Source organism: Enterobacter sp. HG048, assembly GCF_024702055.1.
Lineage (GTDB): Bacteria > Pseudomonadota > Gammaproteobacteria > Enterobacterales > Enterobacteriaceae > Enterobacter > Enterobacter dykesii.
The window spans coordinates 416,201-430,211 of record NZ_JANLIZ010000001.1; the positions used below are offsets into that span (position 1 = coordinate 416,201).

15 protein-coding genes and 1 pseudogene are annotated in these 14,011 nt (G+C 62.3%); 10 read left to right on the forward strand and 6 right to left on the reverse strand.

Annotated features, from left to right (window positions below):
* Positions 1-143 precede the first annotated feature (143 nt).
* Together uraD and uraH are read left to right on the forward strand one after the other, a co-directional pair.
* The gene (uraD, locus tag NUX24_RS01980) at positions 144-644 is read left to right on the forward strand and encodes a 2-oxo-4-hydroxy-4-carboxy-5-ureidoimidazoline decarboxylase (RefSeq protein WP_257829641.1); all 501 of its coding nucleotides are present in this window, start codon (positions 144-146) and stop codon (positions 642-644) included.
* Positions 641-964 carry a hydroxyisourate hydrolase gene (gene uraH, locus NUX24_RS01985; protein ID WP_126328185.1) on the forward strand — a complete coding sequence of 108 codons (324 nt, stop codon included), beginning with the start codon at positions 641-643 and terminating at the stop codon, positions 962-964. Before uraD ends, uraH begins: the two co-directional genes overlap by 4 nt.
* Here the strand turns inward: uraH and guaD are convergent.
* Both guaD and NUX24_RS01995 read right to left on the reverse strand, forming a co-directional pair.
* Entirely contained in the window at positions 944-2,263 is a 1,320-nt protein-coding gene (gene guaD / locus NUX24_RS01990) for a guanine deaminase (protein ID WP_257829643.1), read from the reverse strand. The two genes, uraH and guaD, sit on opposite strands and share 21 nt — an antisense overlap.
* 100 nt (positions 2,264-2,363) lie before the next feature.
* The gene (locus NUX24_RS01995; protein ID WP_214576368.1) at positions 2,364-3,860 is read right to left on the reverse strand and encodes an NCS1 family nucleobase:cation symporter-1; all 1,497 of its coding nucleotides are present in this window, start codon (positions 3,858-3,860) and stop codon (positions 2,364-2,366) included.
* A 143-nt stretch (positions 3,861-4,003) separates the two neighbouring features.
* Here NUX24_RS01995 and NUX24_RS02000 point away from each other — a divergent pair, with 143 nt between their 5' ends.
* The 3 genes and pseudogenes from NUX24_RS02000 to puuE all read left to right on the forward strand — a co-directional run bounded on the left by NUX24_RS02000 (position 4,004) and on the right by puuE (position 6,408).
* Positions 4,004-4,720 (forward strand): GntR family transcriptional regulator, encoded by a 717-nt coding sequence (locus NUX24_RS02000; RefSeq protein ID WP_047652808.1) that lies wholly within the window; start codon positions 4,004-4,006, stop codon positions 4,718-4,720.
* A pseudogene (gene hpxA, locus NUX24_RS02005) lies at positions 4,720-5,591 on the forward strand (allantoin racemase). The gene NUX24_RS02000 and the pseudogene hpxA overlap by 1 nt, the downstream one beginning before the upstream one ends.
* Positions 5,509-6,408 carry an allantoinase PuuE gene (gene puuE / locus NUX24_RS02010; RefSeq protein ID WP_257829979.1) on the forward strand — a complete coding sequence of 300 codons (900 nt, stop codon included), beginning with the start codon at positions 5,509-5,511 and terminating at the stop codon, positions 6,406-6,408. Before hpxA ends, puuE begins: the two are co-directional and overlap by 83 nt.
* Positions 6,409-6,450: 42 nt before the next feature.
* Here the strand turns inward: puuE and hpxZ are convergent, their stop codons facing one another.
* The 4 genes from hpxZ to hpxW are packed head-to-tail and all read right to left on the reverse strand — an operon-like array spanning position 6,451 to position 10,010.
* Entirely contained in the window at positions 6,451-6,837 is a 387-nt protein-coding gene (gene hpxZ / locus NUX24_RS02015) for an oxalurate catabolism protein HpxZ (RefSeq protein ID WP_045354537.1), read from the reverse strand.
* Positions 6,834-8,231 carry an AtzE family amidohydrolase gene (locus NUX24_RS02020; protein WP_257829648.1) on the reverse strand — a complete coding sequence of 466 codons (1,398 nt, stop codon included), beginning with the start codon at positions 8,229-8,231 and terminating at the stop codon, positions 6,834-6,836. Before NUX24_RS02020 ends, hpxZ begins: the two co-directional genes overlap by 4 nt.
* Complete coding sequence (hpxX, locus tag NUX24_RS02025; RefSeq protein ID WP_028012637.1) at positions 8,228-8,416, reverse strand: oxalurate catabolism protein HpxX; 189 nt, start codon at positions 8,414-8,416, stop codon at positions 8,228-8,230. Before hpxX ends, NUX24_RS02020 begins: the two co-directional genes overlap by 4 nt.
* Positions 8,417-8,426: 10 nt before the next feature.
* A complete protein-coding gene (hpxW, locus tag NUX24_RS02030; protein ID WP_257829653.1) occupies positions 8,427-10,010 on the reverse strand; it encodes an oxamate amidohydrolase in 1,584 nt (527 codons plus the stop codon).
* A 143-nt stretch (positions 10,011-10,153) separates the two neighbouring features.
* Between hpxW and hpxU the strand changes: the two genes are divergently transcribed.
* The 5 genes from hpxU (at position 10,154) to NUX24_RS02055 (ending at position 14,011) form a co-directional block, all read left to right on the forward strand.
* Positions 10,154-10,993 carry a MurR/RpiR family transcriptional regulator HpxU gene (hpxU, locus tag NUX24_RS02035; protein WP_257829655.1) on the forward strand — a complete coding sequence of 280 codons (840 nt, stop codon included), beginning with the start codon at positions 10,154-10,156 and terminating at the stop codon, positions 10,991-10,993.
* A gap of 191 nt (positions 10,994-11,184) precedes the next feature.
* Positions 11,185-11,967 carry a transporter substrate-binding domain-containing protein gene (locus NUX24_RS02040; RefSeq protein ID WP_047650815.1) on the forward strand — a complete coding sequence of 261 codons (783 nt, stop codon included), beginning with the start codon at positions 11,185-11,187 and terminating at the stop codon, positions 11,965-11,967.
* 4 nt (positions 11,968-11,971) lie between these two features.
* Positions 11,972-12,637, forward strand: coding sequence for an amino acid ABC transporter permease (locus NUX24_RS02045; RefSeq protein WP_047650816.1), 666 nt, complete (start codon positions 11,972-11,974; stop codon positions 12,635-12,637).
* Positions 12,637-13,293 carry an amino acid ABC transporter permease gene (locus NUX24_RS02050; protein WP_049008460.1) on the forward strand — a complete coding sequence of 219 codons (657 nt, stop codon included), beginning with the start codon at positions 12,637-12,639 and terminating at the stop codon, positions 13,291-13,293. The genes NUX24_RS02045 and NUX24_RS02050 overlap by 1 nt, the downstream gene beginning before the upstream one ends.
* Positions 13,274-14,011 carry an amino acid ABC transporter ATP-binding protein gene (locus tag NUX24_RS02055; protein ID WP_008499843.1) on the forward strand — a complete coding sequence of 246 codons (738 nt, stop codon included), beginning with the start codon at positions 13,274-13,276 and terminating at the stop codon, positions 14,009-14,011. Before NUX24_RS02050 ends, NUX24_RS02055 begins: the two co-directional genes overlap by 20 nt.

Below are 14,011 nucleotides of genomic sequence, written 5' to 3' on the forward strand. Positions count from 1 at the left end.
CTAAGGTGCGTAAACACGGTGAGCATGCCTTTTTTTGAATCAAAAATTTCCTGTTGAGCTACAGGGAATCGACTGTTTCACGCCCGCACTCAGAGTGGCGTGGTTTGTGCAACAGCCCGGAGGAAGACAATAAAGGAGACACTATGATCGCACTGCACGACTTCAATCATCTTCCCTACGAAAAGGCGTTAGCGCTGATTCACCCCTGCGTGGCGCTCCCCGGCTGGGCCGATGCGCTGGCGCTGGGGCGGCCATACGACAGCCGGGACAAATTGTTCAGTACGGCAAACGCGCTGACGCAAAACTGGGACGAAGCGGCGCTGGCGCAGGCCCTGAGCGCCCATCCGCGTATCGGGGAAAAACCTGCAGGTTCACAGGCGGAGGCGGCGCTGTCGCGCCAGGAGCAGGGTGCGGTGAACGATCGCGATGCTGCCCTTGCCCGGGCGCTGCGCGAAGGCAATGCCCGCTACGAGGCCCGCTTCGGACGCGTGTTTCTGATCCGCGCGAAGGGCCGCAGCGGCGAGGAGATTTTACAGGCGCTGCACGCGCGGCTGGAGAACAGCGACGCGCAGGAAATCCATGCCGCGCTGGAACAGCTACGGGAAATTACGCTGCTACGGCTGGAAGGAGTTATTAGCGAATGAGCACACTTAGCACCCATATTCTCGATATTTCGACGGGCAAACCCGCAGAGGGCGTGACGGTTCATCTGCAACAGGACGGGAACACGCTGGCCACAGGCGTGACCAACGCCCAGGGGCGCATCGCCGCGTTCATTCCCTCTCTGCCCGCAGGAAGTTACCGGCTGGTGGCGGAGATCGGCGAATGGTTTAGCGAAACCGGTCGCGACACGCTATACCCCTGCGCGCAAATTGATTTTGTGACGGGAGAAACGGCAGACGAGCATTTCCACCTGCCGTTTGTGATTGCGCCCGGCGGGTGGTCAACCTACCGGGGAAGTTGACCACACCCGCTCGCCGTTGACCCAGGTCTCGCTGATGTTGCGCTCGTCGCCGAGGGTCATCAGCACAAAAAGCTGCTCGTAGATATCCTGGCAGCGGCGATTGCGCAGGCGCTGCAGCGGCGTCACGTCAGGGTCGATCACCACGAAATCCGCCTCTTTGCCGGGCGCGAAGTTGCCAATCTTATCGTCCAGCCGAAGGGCGTGCGCGCCGCCCAGCGTGGCGTGGTAAAAGGCCTCGCTGGCGCGCAGGCGGTAGCTCTGAAGCTGGCCGACCTTGTAGGCTTCCCCCAGGGTGCGCAGCATGCTGAAGGTGGTACCCGCGCCGACGTCGGTGCCGATGCCCATTCGCACCCTGTGCTGCCAGCAGGCGGGCAGGCGAAACAGCCCGCTGCCGAGAAACAGGTTAGAGGTAGGGCAAAACGCCACCGCCGAACCGGTGTCATGCAGGCACTGCCACTCGCTGTGGTGAAGATGAATCGCGTGGGCAAATACGCTGCGCTCTCCGGTCAGGCCGTAGTGGTGATACACGTCCAGATAGCGCTCGTGCTCCGGCCAGAGGTCGCTCACCCAGGCCACTTCGTTGGGGTTTTCGCTCAGGTGGGTCTGCATCCAGGTATCCGGAAACTCCTCTCTGAGCAGGCTGACCGCCGCAAGCAGCTCGGGGGATGACGTCGGGGCAAAGCGCGGGGTAATGGCATAGCCCAGCCGTCCCCGATGGTGCCAGCGCTGGATCAGCTCCCGCGTCTGCCGGTAGCTCTGCTTCGCGTCTTCGCTCAGGTAGTCCGGCGTGTGTCTGTCCATCATCACCTTTCCGGCGATAAGGCGCATGTTCAGGCGCAGGGCTTCGGTAAACAGCGCCTCGACCGATTCCGGATGCAGCGTACAAAACACCAGCGCGGTGGTGGTGCCGTTGCTCACCAGCTGGCTAATGAAAAATTCGGCGATCTCTTTCGCGTAGGCTTCATCGGAAAACTGGCTCTCCACCGGGAAGGTGTAGGTGGTCAGCCACTCCAGCAGCTGCTCGCCAAAGGCCCCGATCATCTCCGTTTGCGGATAATGGACGTGGGTATCGACAAAACCGGGCAGCAGCAGCCTGCCGCGCAGGTCGGTGTAGCCCTTGTGGGGGTCGAGATACTGCTCGCCCTCCTGCCACGGCATCTGCGCCAGAATTTTTCCGTTCTGTATAAACAGCACCCCGTCGTCAAGATAGCGCGCGTGTTGGGCAATCGCGTCTGCGCTGTCGCAGACCTGGGCAATATCAAAAAATGCGCCGCGGATTGCTGTCTGATAATCCATCATGGTTCCTGCCTTAGTGTATGCGTAGCGGGGTGATAAGGCGCAGCAAGAACGGTGCCAGAATGAACGGGCCGCAGATAGGCTGCGGCCCGAGGAGGAGGGGTTACTCTTTTTGCGTTGCCACGCGGGAGCTGAACGACGTCGCGCCTGCCGTCTCGCGATCTTCCCGCGCCAGCCAGCGGTAGGTCACGCCGCCGAGGAAGACGCCGATGAACCAGCTGAAGTTCGCCACCTCATGCAGGGCCGGGATGAAGCTAATCACCAGGCCCACGGCAACGGACGGGATCAGCGCGCCAATGGCTTTCGGGTTGAAGCCGTTGCGGTACCAGTATTTGCCCTTTGGCGTGTCGTCGAACAGATCGTCAACCGACACCTTGCCGCGCTTAATCAGGTAGAAGTCGGCAATCAGAATGCCGAACAGCGGGCCGATAAACGCCCCGAGCACGTCGAGAGTGTAGTGGATAAGCTCCGGCGAGTTGAACAGGTTCCACGGGGTTAAGAGAATAGAGCCGACGGCGGCAATCATTCCCCCGGTGCGGAAGCTGATTTTCTGCGGCGAGCAGTTAGAGAAATCAAACGCCGGGGAGACGAAGTTCGCGACGATGTTGATTCCGATGGTGGCGGTGATCATCGTCAGCAGGCCAATCGCCACGGCCAGATCGTTGCCCACGCGGCTGACGGTTTCGATCGGGTCGGTGATCATGCGGCCAAACAGCGACTGGGTGCCGGAGACAATCACCACGGTGACGATGGAGAACAGCAGGAAGTTAAACGGCAGCCCCCAGCGGTTGCCGCGGCGGATCTCGCCCATGCTTTTGCCGTAGCGGGAGAAATCGCCAAAGTTGAGCAGCGGGCCGGAGAAGTAAGACACCACCAGCGCGGTCGCGGTAATCATCTGCCAGGTCTGCTCGCCCGCGCTCAGGGATTTGCTGGCGAGGGTGAAGGAGATCCCGTCAAAGCCGGTCTTGTATACAATCCAGCCTGCGAGGGCCAGCATCACCACGTAGACCGCCGGACCGGCGATATCAATAAAGCGCTTGATGGCGCTCATGCCGTGCCAGAAGACCATCGCCTGTAGTACCCACATAATGGCAAAGCAGATCCAGCCGAGATGCGACAGGCCCAGGAGCGAGCCGACGGTGAGCGAAGAGAGCGACGGCCAGAACTTCAGCGCCACCAGCATCAGGGCATTGGCGGCCAGATAGGTCTGAATGCCGTACCACGCGAAGGCAATCAGCCCGCGGATCACCGCCGGAATATTGGCTCCGAACACGCCAAACGCCTGACGGCTGATCACCGCGTAGGGCACGCCCGCCATCTGGCTCGGTTTGGCCACCAGGTTGGCGCACAGCTGCACGATGCAAATCCCCACCAGCAGGCAGAGCAGCACCTGCCAGCTTGCCAGCCCGAGCGTAAAGAAGCTCGCGGCGACAACATAACCCCCCATGCTGTGTACGTCCGACATCCAGAAAGAAAAGATGTTGTACCAGCTCCAGTTCTGGTCACGCGTCGGTGCCAGATCCTCATTGCAAAGACGTGGGCTGTAAACCGCACCGGAATCAGCGGCCGTACCCTGCTGCGCGTTTTGACTGTTTGGCATGAAACCTGCTCCTGTGAATGAAAACCCGTTGAGTGGGAGTGCAAACGGTGTTGCAGGATCCAGGCCAAATAATAAATCTTGTATGCAATATTTTATTTTTATGTATACGATTCGATAACGAAGAGTAAAAGACGGAGTGGTGAATGAACAACATAAACGCCCTGCAGACCGCGCCAGACCTGCATGACAAAGACGAATCGATCTTTCAGGCGCTGATGACCGCGATTGTCGAACATCAGCTGCTGCCGGGGAGCAAACTGCCGGAGGAGGCGCTGGCCGAAGTGTTTGGGGTAAGCCGCACGGGCATCCGCAAGGTGCTTCAACGACTCGCCGCTGTGCAAATGGTCACCTTAACGCCCAAGCGTGGTGCACACGTTGCCAGCCCGACGGTGGAAGAGGCGCAGCACATCTTTCGCACCCGCGCCCTGCTGGAGGTCGCCAACCTGCCGGACGTGCTGGCCCGCTGCCAGCCGCCGCACCTTGCCGCGCTGGACGCCATCATTCGCCAGGAGCAGCAGGCGCACGAGGCCTACGACGGCCCGGCGGCAATTCGCCACTCCGCCAATTTCCACATTCAGCTGCAGGCCATCTCCGGCAACCAGGTGCTGACGGAGATGGTGACCGGCCTGAGCCAGCGCTCCTCGCTGGTGATTGCCACCTGGGGCGCGCCGTGGCGTCAGGGGTGCCGCTGCAACGATCACGAACAGCTGGTGGATCTGCTGCGCCAGAAGGCGCTCCAGCCGCTAAGTGATGCCTTAATGCACCATTTTGAACATATCGTCGCCAGCCTCTGCTTCGAGCGGGCGGGCGAGTGCCTGCCTGATTTTGCCCGGCTGTTTGCCGGCCACAAGGAGTCGTAATGTCTGTCTGTATACAAGTGATCAACCCCAACACCAGCCTCGCCATGACGGAAACCATCGGCGCGGCGGCCCGCGCGGTGGCGGCGCCGGGGACGGAGATCCTCGCGGTCTGCCCGAGCGCGGGCGTGCCGTCTATAGAGGGCCACTTTGATGAAGCCATCGCCGCCGTCGGCGTCCTCGAACAAATCAAAAAAGGCAGAGAGCAGGGCGTGGACGGTCACGTGATTGCCTGCTTTGGCGATCCGGGTCTGCTGGCGGCGCGCGAGCTGGCGCAGGGGCCGGTGGTCGGCATCGCCGAAGCCGCCATGCATATGGCGACGCTGGTGGCGACGCGCTTTTCGGTGGTGACCACGCTGCCGCGCACGCTGATTATTGCCCGCCATCTGCTGCACCAGTATGGCTTTCACGATCGCTGCGCGGCGCTGCACGCTATCGATCTCCCGGTGCTGGCGCTGGAGGACGGCAGCGGTCTGGCGCAGGAGAAGGTGCGCGCGCGCTGTATACAGGCGCTGAAAGAGGACGGCTGCGGCGCCATCGTGCTGGGCTGCGGCGGCATGGCGACCCTGGCGCAGGAGCTGACCCGCGAGCTGCACGTGCCGGTCATCGACGGCGTCAGCGCGGCGGTGAAGATGGTGGAATCGCTGGTGGCGCTGGGGCTGTCGACCAGCAAGCACGGGGATCTGGCTTTCCCCGAGAAAAAAGCGTTAAGCGGACATTTTCAGGTACTGAATCCATTTTAATTTTTGGGGGTGGCAATGGGGCTTTTTGAACAGGATTACCCGCGGGATCTGCGCGGCTACGCGGGCAACCCGCCGCACGCGCGGTGGCCGAATCAGGCGCGCGTCGCCGTACAGTTTGTGCTCAATTATGAGGAAGGGGCGGAAAACCACGTTCTGCACGGCGATGCCGGATCCGAGCAGTTCCTGTCGGACATTATCGGCGCGGCCAGCTACCCGGATAAGCACATGTCGATGGACTCCCTCTACGAATACGGCAGCCGCGCCGGGTTCTGGCGGATCCACAATGAATTTCAAAAGCGCGGCCTGCCGCTGACGGTTTTCGGCGTGGCGATGGCGCTGGCGCGTCACCCGGAGATCGTCGAGGCAATCAAGGGAGCGGACTACGACGTAGTCAGCCACGGCTGGCGCTGGATCCACTACCAGAGCATGAATATCAGCCAGGAGCGCGAACACCTGCACAAGGCGGTGCACGTGTTGACCGACCTGTTCGGCAAGCCGCCAACGGGCTGGTACACCGGGCGCGACAGCCCCAACACGCGCCAGCTGGTGGTAGAGCACGGCGGCTTCGACTACGACAGCGACTACTACGGCGACGATCTGCCCTTCTGGACGGAAGTGGCCTGCAGCGACGGCTCCCGCAAGCCGCACCTGATCGTGCCGTATACGCTGGATGCGAACGACATGCGCTTCGCCACCGCGCAGGGGTTTAACACCGCCGAGCAGTTTTACACCTATCTGAAGGACAGTTTTGACGTGCTGTACGAAGAGGGGGACAGCGCGCCGAAGATGATGTCCATCGGCATGCACTGCCGCCTGCTGGGGCGACCGGGGCGTTTTCGCGCGCTGCAGCGTTTCCTGGATTACGTGCAGCAGCACGAGCGGGTGTGGGTCTGTACCCGCCAGCAGATTGCCGATCACTGGCGGGAGGTGCATCCGTTTCAGAAATAATTGTGCGATGTTTTGCCGGGTGGCGGCTACGCCTTACCCGGCCTACGACATCAAACTCACCTGCGCCGCCACGATCCGCCACCCGTAGGCAAACCGCACCCACGTCTGCTGCTGGCGGCCAATGCGTTCCGTCCCCTCACGAGTAAACTCGGTGCTGCACACGGCATAATCCTCCCCGAAAGTGGTAATCACGGTATGACGCAGCGTCCTCTGTAGCCCGGCGGCGGGGCGCGCCGCCCGGAAGGCGCGGATTTCATCAATCCCATACAGGTTTTCACCCGCCCCCAGACGCACCGTGTTTTTGTCGTGCCAGAACAGCTCGTCCAGCACCGCAACGTTGTTGCTCACCAGCGCGTCTTCATAGCGGTAAAACGCGGCGGTCACCTCTGCAACCACCCACGGGAGGTTAATGTCATCGTGATTCATCATGCGGCCACCTCCGCCGTACGCGCGTCGGCGATCCCACTCTCTTCCAGCACGCGCGCGACGCGCAGGCAGGCCTGCTCGTTAAACGGCGCGGCAATCAGCTGCAGGCCAATCGGCGCACCCTGCGCGGTGCGCAGCGGAACGGTGGTCACGGGCAGGCCCAGAAATGATATCGGCTGGGTCAGCATCCCCATGCTGGCGCGGATGGGGAGCGGCTGACCGTTAATCTCCATGGTCTGCTCACCCGCGAGCGTCGCGCTACGCGGCGTTGCCGGGGCGATCAGCACGTCGGCCTGCGCGAACAGGGTTTTAAACGCCTGCCGGGCGTGCGCGCGAAACCGCTGGGCCTGAATGTACCAGGCGGAGGGGATCATCGCGCCCGCCAGGAGGCGTTCCCGGGAGTGCGGCTCAAAACGCTCGGGCTCGCGGCGAAGCGCGGGCAGGTACTGATTTCCCCCTTCGGAGGCGCTGATGATAAACGCCGCGGAACGCGCCAGCTCTGCGTCCGGGAACTGCAGCTCATCCTGCACGTCGAGCGCCTTCGCCACCCGCGCCACGGCGTCTCTGGCATCCGCGTCGCACCAGGTGGTGAAATAGCCGCCGAGCACCGCGCAGCGCAGGCCTTCAAGCCCGCGGTCTAGCAGGGGACGCGTCTGCTCGCGCGAGCTCTCTGCCTGGAAAGCGTCGCTGCTGTCCCGGCCCTGCAGCGCGTCGTACACGGACGCCAGATCGCACACGCGGCGGGCGAAAGGACCGATATGATCCAGGCTCGCGACAAACGGATGGCTGCCGGATCGCGACAGGCGGCCAAAGGTGGGCTTCAGGCCGTAGATGCCGCACAGGGAGGCCGGAACGCGAATCGAGCCGTTGGTGTCGGTGCCGAGCGAAAAGTGCACCAGCCCGGCGGCCACGGCGGCCGCTGAACCGCCGGACGACCCGCCCGCAATGCGCGCCAGATCGTGCGGGTTACGCGTCGTGCCGTAGTGGCTGTTTTCGGTGGTAAAACCGTAGGCGTAGGCGTCCATATTCACCATCCCGGTCAGCAGCCCGCCCGCGCTGCGCAGCTGGCGCACCGCGAAGCTGTCAGCGGCCGCGGCAGGGCGCTGGCTGAACAGCTCTGCCCCGGCGAGGGTGGTGTGGCCGGCAACGTCGAACAGATTTTTTACCGCGTAGGGCACGCCCGCCAGCGGAGGCAGGGGGCGCTTTTCGCGGCGCAGGGTATCGATGCTCTCGGCTTCGGCGAGCATGCGTGCTTCCGTCACGGCGGTCCAGGCATTGATCTGCGGGTTAACGCGCGCAATTGCCTCCAGCGTCTGGCGGGCTATCTCCTGGGCACTCAGCTCGCCCGCGCCCAGCGCATGCTGGATTGCGCTGATACTCATCTCGTGTAGCCTCATGCTTTATACACTCCTGCGATCTCCAGACGGTCGTCGAGCGGCAGCGCCATCAGCGGGGCGGCCATGCTTGCTATGCGGCTGAACTGCAGCTGCAGCTCGGCGCGGCGGGCATCGTCCAGCGTCACGCCGAGCACGGACTCCATTTGCGCCAGATACGCCTGCCAGTCGGGTTGTTGTGTCGTCATTGTTTTCTCCTCAGAATCCGGCCGCCGCGCCGTTGCTGCGCGGGTCAAATGCCCCTTCGAACAGCCCGTTGGGGTGGCGGACAATCGCGCCCGCGTGGCCCATCGCTTCACTGAAGTCAGGGAACATTTCCACCTCGTGTCCGAGTGCCTGAAGCCGTGAGACCGTCTCAGCGGTAAAGCGTCCTTCCAGCTTTAAGGTGTCCGAGGTTTGTCCCCAGGTGCGCCCCAGCAGCCAGCGCGGGCGGGATATGCTTTCCTGTAAAGGCACGCCCTGAATCGCGTAGCGGGTAAAGAGCGCGGCCTGGGTTTGCGGCTGCCCGTCACCGCCCATGGAGCCGTAGACCATCACGCGTCCGTCGTTCAGACGCGCAGCGGCCGGGTTCAGGGTATGGAATGGCTGTTTGCCCGGCGCGAGGGCCAGAAGATGGGCGGGATCGAGGCTGAACGATGCGCCGCGGTTCTGCCAGACGATGCCGGTGTCGGGCAGCACTACGCCGCTGCCGAACTCGTGATAGATACTCTGGATAAACGACACGGCAAGCCCGCTGCTGTCCATCACCCCCATCCACACCGTATCGCCGGGGCCTTTTCCGGTGCCCCACGGCGCGGCGCGGCCGTCGTCAACCCTGTCGGCAAGCGCCTGCAGGGCGGCGGGATCCAGCAGACCCTGAATATCGGTTTTCAGCTCGCGCGGGTCGGTGATGTGGGCATCGCGCAGGCCAAAGGCCAGCTTGGTGGCTTCAACGATGCGGTGAATGGTGTCGGCGTCGTCGGCCTCGGCCATGTTCAGGCGGTCGGTGATGCCGAGTATCGCCAGCGAGACCAGCCCCTGCGTCGGTGGGGCGTGGTTAAAGATCTCCCCCTGCTGATGCTGCAGCTTCAGCGGCGCGGTGCGCCGGGCAGCGTGCGCGTTAAGATCGGCCAGCGTCACGGGCAGGCCCAGCGTCTCCATGCCGTGCGCCAGCACGTCCGCCAGCGGGCCGCGGTAAAAGCTGTCCAGACCGTCTTCCACCAGGCGCGTCAACGTCGTGGCCATGGCGGGCTGGTAAAAACGGCTCCCGACCTGCGGCGGCTTACCGTCCACCAGCCAGGTTTCCGCGAAGCCGGGGACGTCCTTCAGCTCGTCGAATTTGCTGGCCGTGGCATTGGCCTGCGAGGCCGTGACCGGCGTGCCGTTCTTCGCATAGTGAATGGCGTCGGCCAGCAGGCGGGCCAGCGGCAGCGCCTTGCCGGTCAACTCGCGCGAGACCTTCAGCGCCTCGTCCCAGCCGCTCACCGTGCCGGCGACGGTCAGCGCCGCGCGGGGGCCGCGATGGGGGATATGCGCCAGCCCGTCGTAGGCGGCGAGCGTCGCACGCGATCCCGCCGCGCCGCTGGCATCAATGGCGACAGGTTCGCCTTCCGGCGGCACGATAAGCCAGAAGCCATCGCCGCCCAGCCCGTTCATGTGCGGATAAACCACGGCAATGGTGGCCGCGGCTGCGACCATCGCTTCTATCGCGCTGCCGCCTTCGCGCAGCACCGCCAGCGCGCTCTGGCTGGCAAGATGGTGGGGCGCAACGGCCATGCCGTGCGTGGAGACATTACTTTGCATGAAGAGTCCTCGTAACCCTGAAAGTCACAAGGTGCTGCAAAAGCTGTTCCAGTTCTGAAAGAAAAGTTTCAGTAAACTGGCACGTATAATGAATACCTAGAATAAAAGGTACAATGTGATGAAACAAAAGTTACAGAGGCGCTATGGAACAACTGGATGAACGTCTGAAAGCACAGTATCCGTCGCTGTCGCCGCAGGAGCAGCGGGTGGCGGACTTTATTTTCGATCATTTTGACGATCTCATTAGCTACAACAGCGCCGAGCTGGCGCAGCTGAGCGGAGTGTCGAAAGCCACGGTCAGCCGCCTGTTTAAGCGGCTGGGCTATGAGAAATATAAGGACATGCGCGACGAGCTGCGCACCTTGCGCCAGAGCGGGATGCCGCTCACCGATAACCGCGACGCGGTGCAGGGCAACACGCTGCTGGCGCGCCACTACAAGCAGGAGATGGCGAACCTGACCCAGTGGGTCAATGCCCTCGACGCGCAGCAATTTGCCGACGCCATGGCCTGCATGGTGAAGGCGCGGCGGATCGTGATTATCGGCATGCGTAACGCCTATCCGGCGGCGCTGCACCTGCGCCAGCAGCTGCTGCAGGCGCGCGGTCAGGTGCTGGTCCTGCCGCAGCCGGGGCAGAGCCTGAGCGAAGAGCTGGTGGATTTAAAGCCGGACGATCTGGTGGTCATGATGGCCTTTCGCCGCCGTCCGCGCATCATCCGCCCGCTGATGGAGCAGCTTCAGAGCAGCGGTATTCCGGTACTGCTGATGTGCGAGCCGCAGGCGCACAGCCTGTTCCCGCTGGCAAGCTGGCAGCTCTGCGCCCCGCTGGACAGCGTCTCGGCCTATGACAGCTACTCCTCGGTCAACAGTCTGATCAACCTGCTGGCGAACGCTTTCCTGCATGAGATTCTCGATAAAGGCCGTCCGCGCATTCACGAGATTGCCTCCCTCTACCAGCAGCTGGACGAACTCGAACAACGATAATGGGGCATCAGGCTGGTGCTTTGCATTAAAATGGTGCGTAATGGCGGGGCGAAAATGGAGAGCATTTCCGCCCCGTCCCCGTTTTATCAGGCTTCACAAGAATATTTCCCGCTTCGCCTTATCTGGCACATTAGTTGCAAAATCACATTCAAAGAATCTTTTGTTTCATGTTAACGTTACGGGGAAGCACCATGAAAAAATTGTTGATTGCACTGGCCGGGGCCGCATGTCTCTTCACACAGCTGCCGGCAAAGGCTGACCAGCTTCAGGATATCGAGAAGCGCGGCACCATTCGCATTGCCGTTCCGCAGGATTTCCCGCCGTTTGGCTCGGTGGGAACCGACCTGCAGCCGCAGGGCTATGACATCGACATGGCGCGCTATCTGGCCAAACAGATGAAGCTCAAGCTGCAGCTGGTGCCGGTGACCAGCGCCAACCGCGTGCCGTACCTGCAAACCGATAAGGTGGATCTGGTCATTTCCAGCCTCGGTAAAAACCCTGAGCGCGAGAAGGTGATCGACTTCAGCCGCGCCTACGCGCCGTTCTTCCTCGGCGTGTTTGGCCCGAAAGGGGCCGAGCTGAAAGACGCCGCCGCGCTGAGCGGAAAAACCATCGGCGTGACGCGCGGGGCGGTGGAGGACATGGTGCTGACCAGCCTGGCGCCGAAAGACGCGGACGTGAAGCGCTACGAAGATAACAACACCACGCTCTCCGCCTACCTCTCCGGACAGGTGCAGTACGTGGCAACCGGCAACCTCGTGGTGGCGGCCATTTCGCGCCAGAACGCGGATAAAGCCCCGGTGCCGAGCTTTATGCTGAAAGATTCGCCGTGCTTTATTGGCCTGAAGAAAAACGAACCGGCCCTGAAGGCAAAAGTGGATGCGCTGATTGAGCAGGGCATCAAGGACGGCACGCTGAACGGCCTGTCTGAACAGTGGCTGAAGGCCCCGCTGCCGGCCAACCTTGGCGCCTGAGCCGATGACTGAGCAACTTGATTTCTCCGCGCTCTGGCCGTACTGGCCGGAGCTGCTGGCGGGGCTGTGGATCACCGTTCAGCTGACGGTGATGGCCACCGTCGGCGGGCTGGCGATAGGGATCTTCGGGGCGGCGATCCGCAGCGGACGCACCACCTGGTTCAGTCGGATCTGGGGCGGCTACGTGGAAATTATCCGCAACACGCCGTTTGTGGTGCAGCTGTTTTTCATCGTCTTCGGCCTGCCGAATCTTGGGCTGAAGATGACGGCGGGGGAAGCGGCGCTGCTGGCCATGGTGGTAAACCTGGGCGCATACAGCACCGAGATTATCCGCGCAGGCATTCAGGTCACGCCGAAAGGGCAGTGGGAGGCCGGACGCGTGCTGGGGCTGACCCGCCTGCAGACCTTTATCCGCGTGGTGCTGCCGCCCGCGCTGCAGCGCATTTACCCGGCGCTGGTGAGCCAGTGCATCATCGTGATGCTCGGTTCGTCGGTGGTGTCGCAGGTCTCCTATGAAGAGCTGACCTTCGCCGCCAACCTGATCCAGTCCAGAACGTTTTTGAGCTTTGAGGTGTATCTGGTGACAACCGGCATTTACTTAGCGCTGTCGATAACCCTGCGCCAGCTGATGATGGCGGCGGGACGCAAATGGCTGGGGGTGCAGGCATGATGACCACCTTTACCGACTGGGACATTATTCGCAACCTGCTGCTGGCCGGACGCTGGACGGTGCTGCTGTCGCTGGTGGCGTTTGTCGGCGGAGCGGTGGTGACGCTGCCGCTCCTGCTGCTGCGCCTGACGGGCGGGCGCACGGTGAAGCGCATCATCCGCGGCTACATTGAGCTGTTTCAGGGCACGCCGCTGCTGATGCAGCTGTTCCTGGCCTTTTTCGGCGTGGCGCTGTTCGGCATCGACGTTTCGCCGTGGACCGCCGCCTCGCTGGCCCTGACGTTTTACACCAGCGCGTTTCTGCTCGATATCTGGTTTGGCAGCATTCGCGCCCTGCCGAAGGGGCAGTGGGAAGCGTCGCGCTGTCTGGGGCTGACTTTTGGCCAGACCCTGTTTCGCGTGGTCGCCCCGCAGGCGCTGCGCATCGGCATTGCGCCGACGGTCGGCTTTGCCGTGCAGGTGATTAAAGGCACCGCGCTGGCGTCGATTATCGGCTTTATCGAGCTGACCAAGGCCGGGACCATGTTGACCAACGTGACGTATCAGCCGTTTAAGGTCTTTGCGCTGGTGGCGCTCGGCTACTTTATTCTGTGTTATCCGCTGTCGCGCTACAGCCGCTATCTGGAGACGAAATTCAATGCCTCTCATCACCATTAATCAGGTGCAGAAGTACTACGGCGATAACCACGTGCTCAAGGGCGTCGATCTGGATATCGACATGGGCCAGGTAATCTCCATTATCGGGCGCAGCGGATCGGGCAAAAGCACGCTGCTGCGCTGCATTAACGGCCTGGAAGGCTATCAGGACGGCAGCATCAAGCTGGGCGGCATGACCATTACCGACCGGGATTCCCAGGCGCGTGAAATCAGCCGCTCGGTGGGGATGGTGTTCCAGAGCTTCAACCTGTTCCCGCACATGACGGCGCTGGAGAACGTGATGCTCGCCCCGCGTCGGGTGCTGAAGAAAAGCGCCGCCGAATGCCGCGAGCTGGCGCAGCGTATGCTGGAGAAAGTGGGTCTCGGCGATCGTCTGGATTACTACCCGTCGAGCCTCTCCGGCGGCCAGCAGCAGCGCGTGGCGATCGCCCGCGCGCTGGCGATGTCGCCTAAGGTTTTACTCTGTGACGAGATCACTTCCGCGCTGGACCCGGAGCTGGTGGGCGAAGTGCTCAAGGTGCTGGAGCAGCTGGCGGCCGAGGGGATGACCCTGATTCTCGTGACACATGAAATGAATTTTGCCCGCGAAGTGGGCGACCGCGTGGTGTTTATGCACCAGGGGAAAGTCTGGGAGCAGGGCGACAGCAAAACGCTGTTCGCCAACCCGCAGACCACGGAACTGAAGCAGTTCATCTCCTCCGTGCGCGGCCTCAACTGA

Coding starts and splice junctions, on each gene's coding strand:
- uraD (WP_257829641.1), top strand. CDS start 144: ATGATCGCACTGCACGACTTCAATCATCTTCCCTACGAAAAGGCGTTA.
- uraH (WP_126328185.1), top strand. CDS start 641: ATGAGCACACTTAGCACCCATATTCTCGATATTTCGACGGGCAAACCC.
- guaD (WP_257829643.1), bottom strand. CDS start 2,263: ATGATGGATTATCAGACAGCAATCCGCGGCGCATTTTTTGATATTGCC.
- NUX24_RS01995 (WP_214576368.1), bottom strand. CDS start 3,860: ATGCCAAACAGTCAAAACGCGCAGCAGGGTACGGCCGCTGATTCCGGT.
- NUX24_RS02000 (WP_047652808.1), top strand. CDS start 4,004: ATGAACAACATAAACGCCCTGCAGACCGCGCCAGACCTGCATGACAAA.
- hpxZ (WP_045354537.1), bottom strand. CDS start 6,837: ATGATGAATCACGATGACATTAACCTCCCGTGGGTGGTTGCAGAGGTG.
- NUX24_RS02020 (WP_257829648.1), bottom strand. CDS start 8,231: ATGAGGCTACACGAGATGAGTATCAGCGCAATCCAGCATGCGCTGGGC.
- hpxX (WP_028012637.1), bottom strand. CDS start 8,416: ATGACGACACAACAACCCGACTGGCAGGCGTATCTGGCGCAAATGGAG.
- hpxW (WP_257829653.1), bottom strand. CDS start 10,010: ATGCAAAGTAATGTCTCCACGCACGGCATGGCCGTTGCGCCCCACCAT.
- hpxU (WP_257829655.1), top strand. CDS start 10,154: ATGGAACAACTGGATGAACGTCTGAAAGCACAGTATCCGTCGCTGTCG.
- NUX24_RS02040 (WP_047650815.1), top strand. CDS start 11,185: ATGAAAAAATTGTTGATTGCACTGGCCGGGGCCGCATGTCTCTTCACA.
- NUX24_RS02045 (WP_047650816.1), top strand. CDS start 11,972: ATGACTGAGCAACTTGATTTCTCCGCGCTCTGGCCGTACTGGCCGGAG.
- NUX24_RS02050 (WP_049008460.1), top strand. CDS start 12,637: ATGACCACCTTTACCGACTGGGACATTATTCGCAACCTGCTGCTGGCC.
- NUX24_RS02055 (WP_008499843.1), top strand. CDS start 13,274: ATGCCTCTCATCACCATTAATCAGGTGCAGAAGTACTACGGCGATAAC.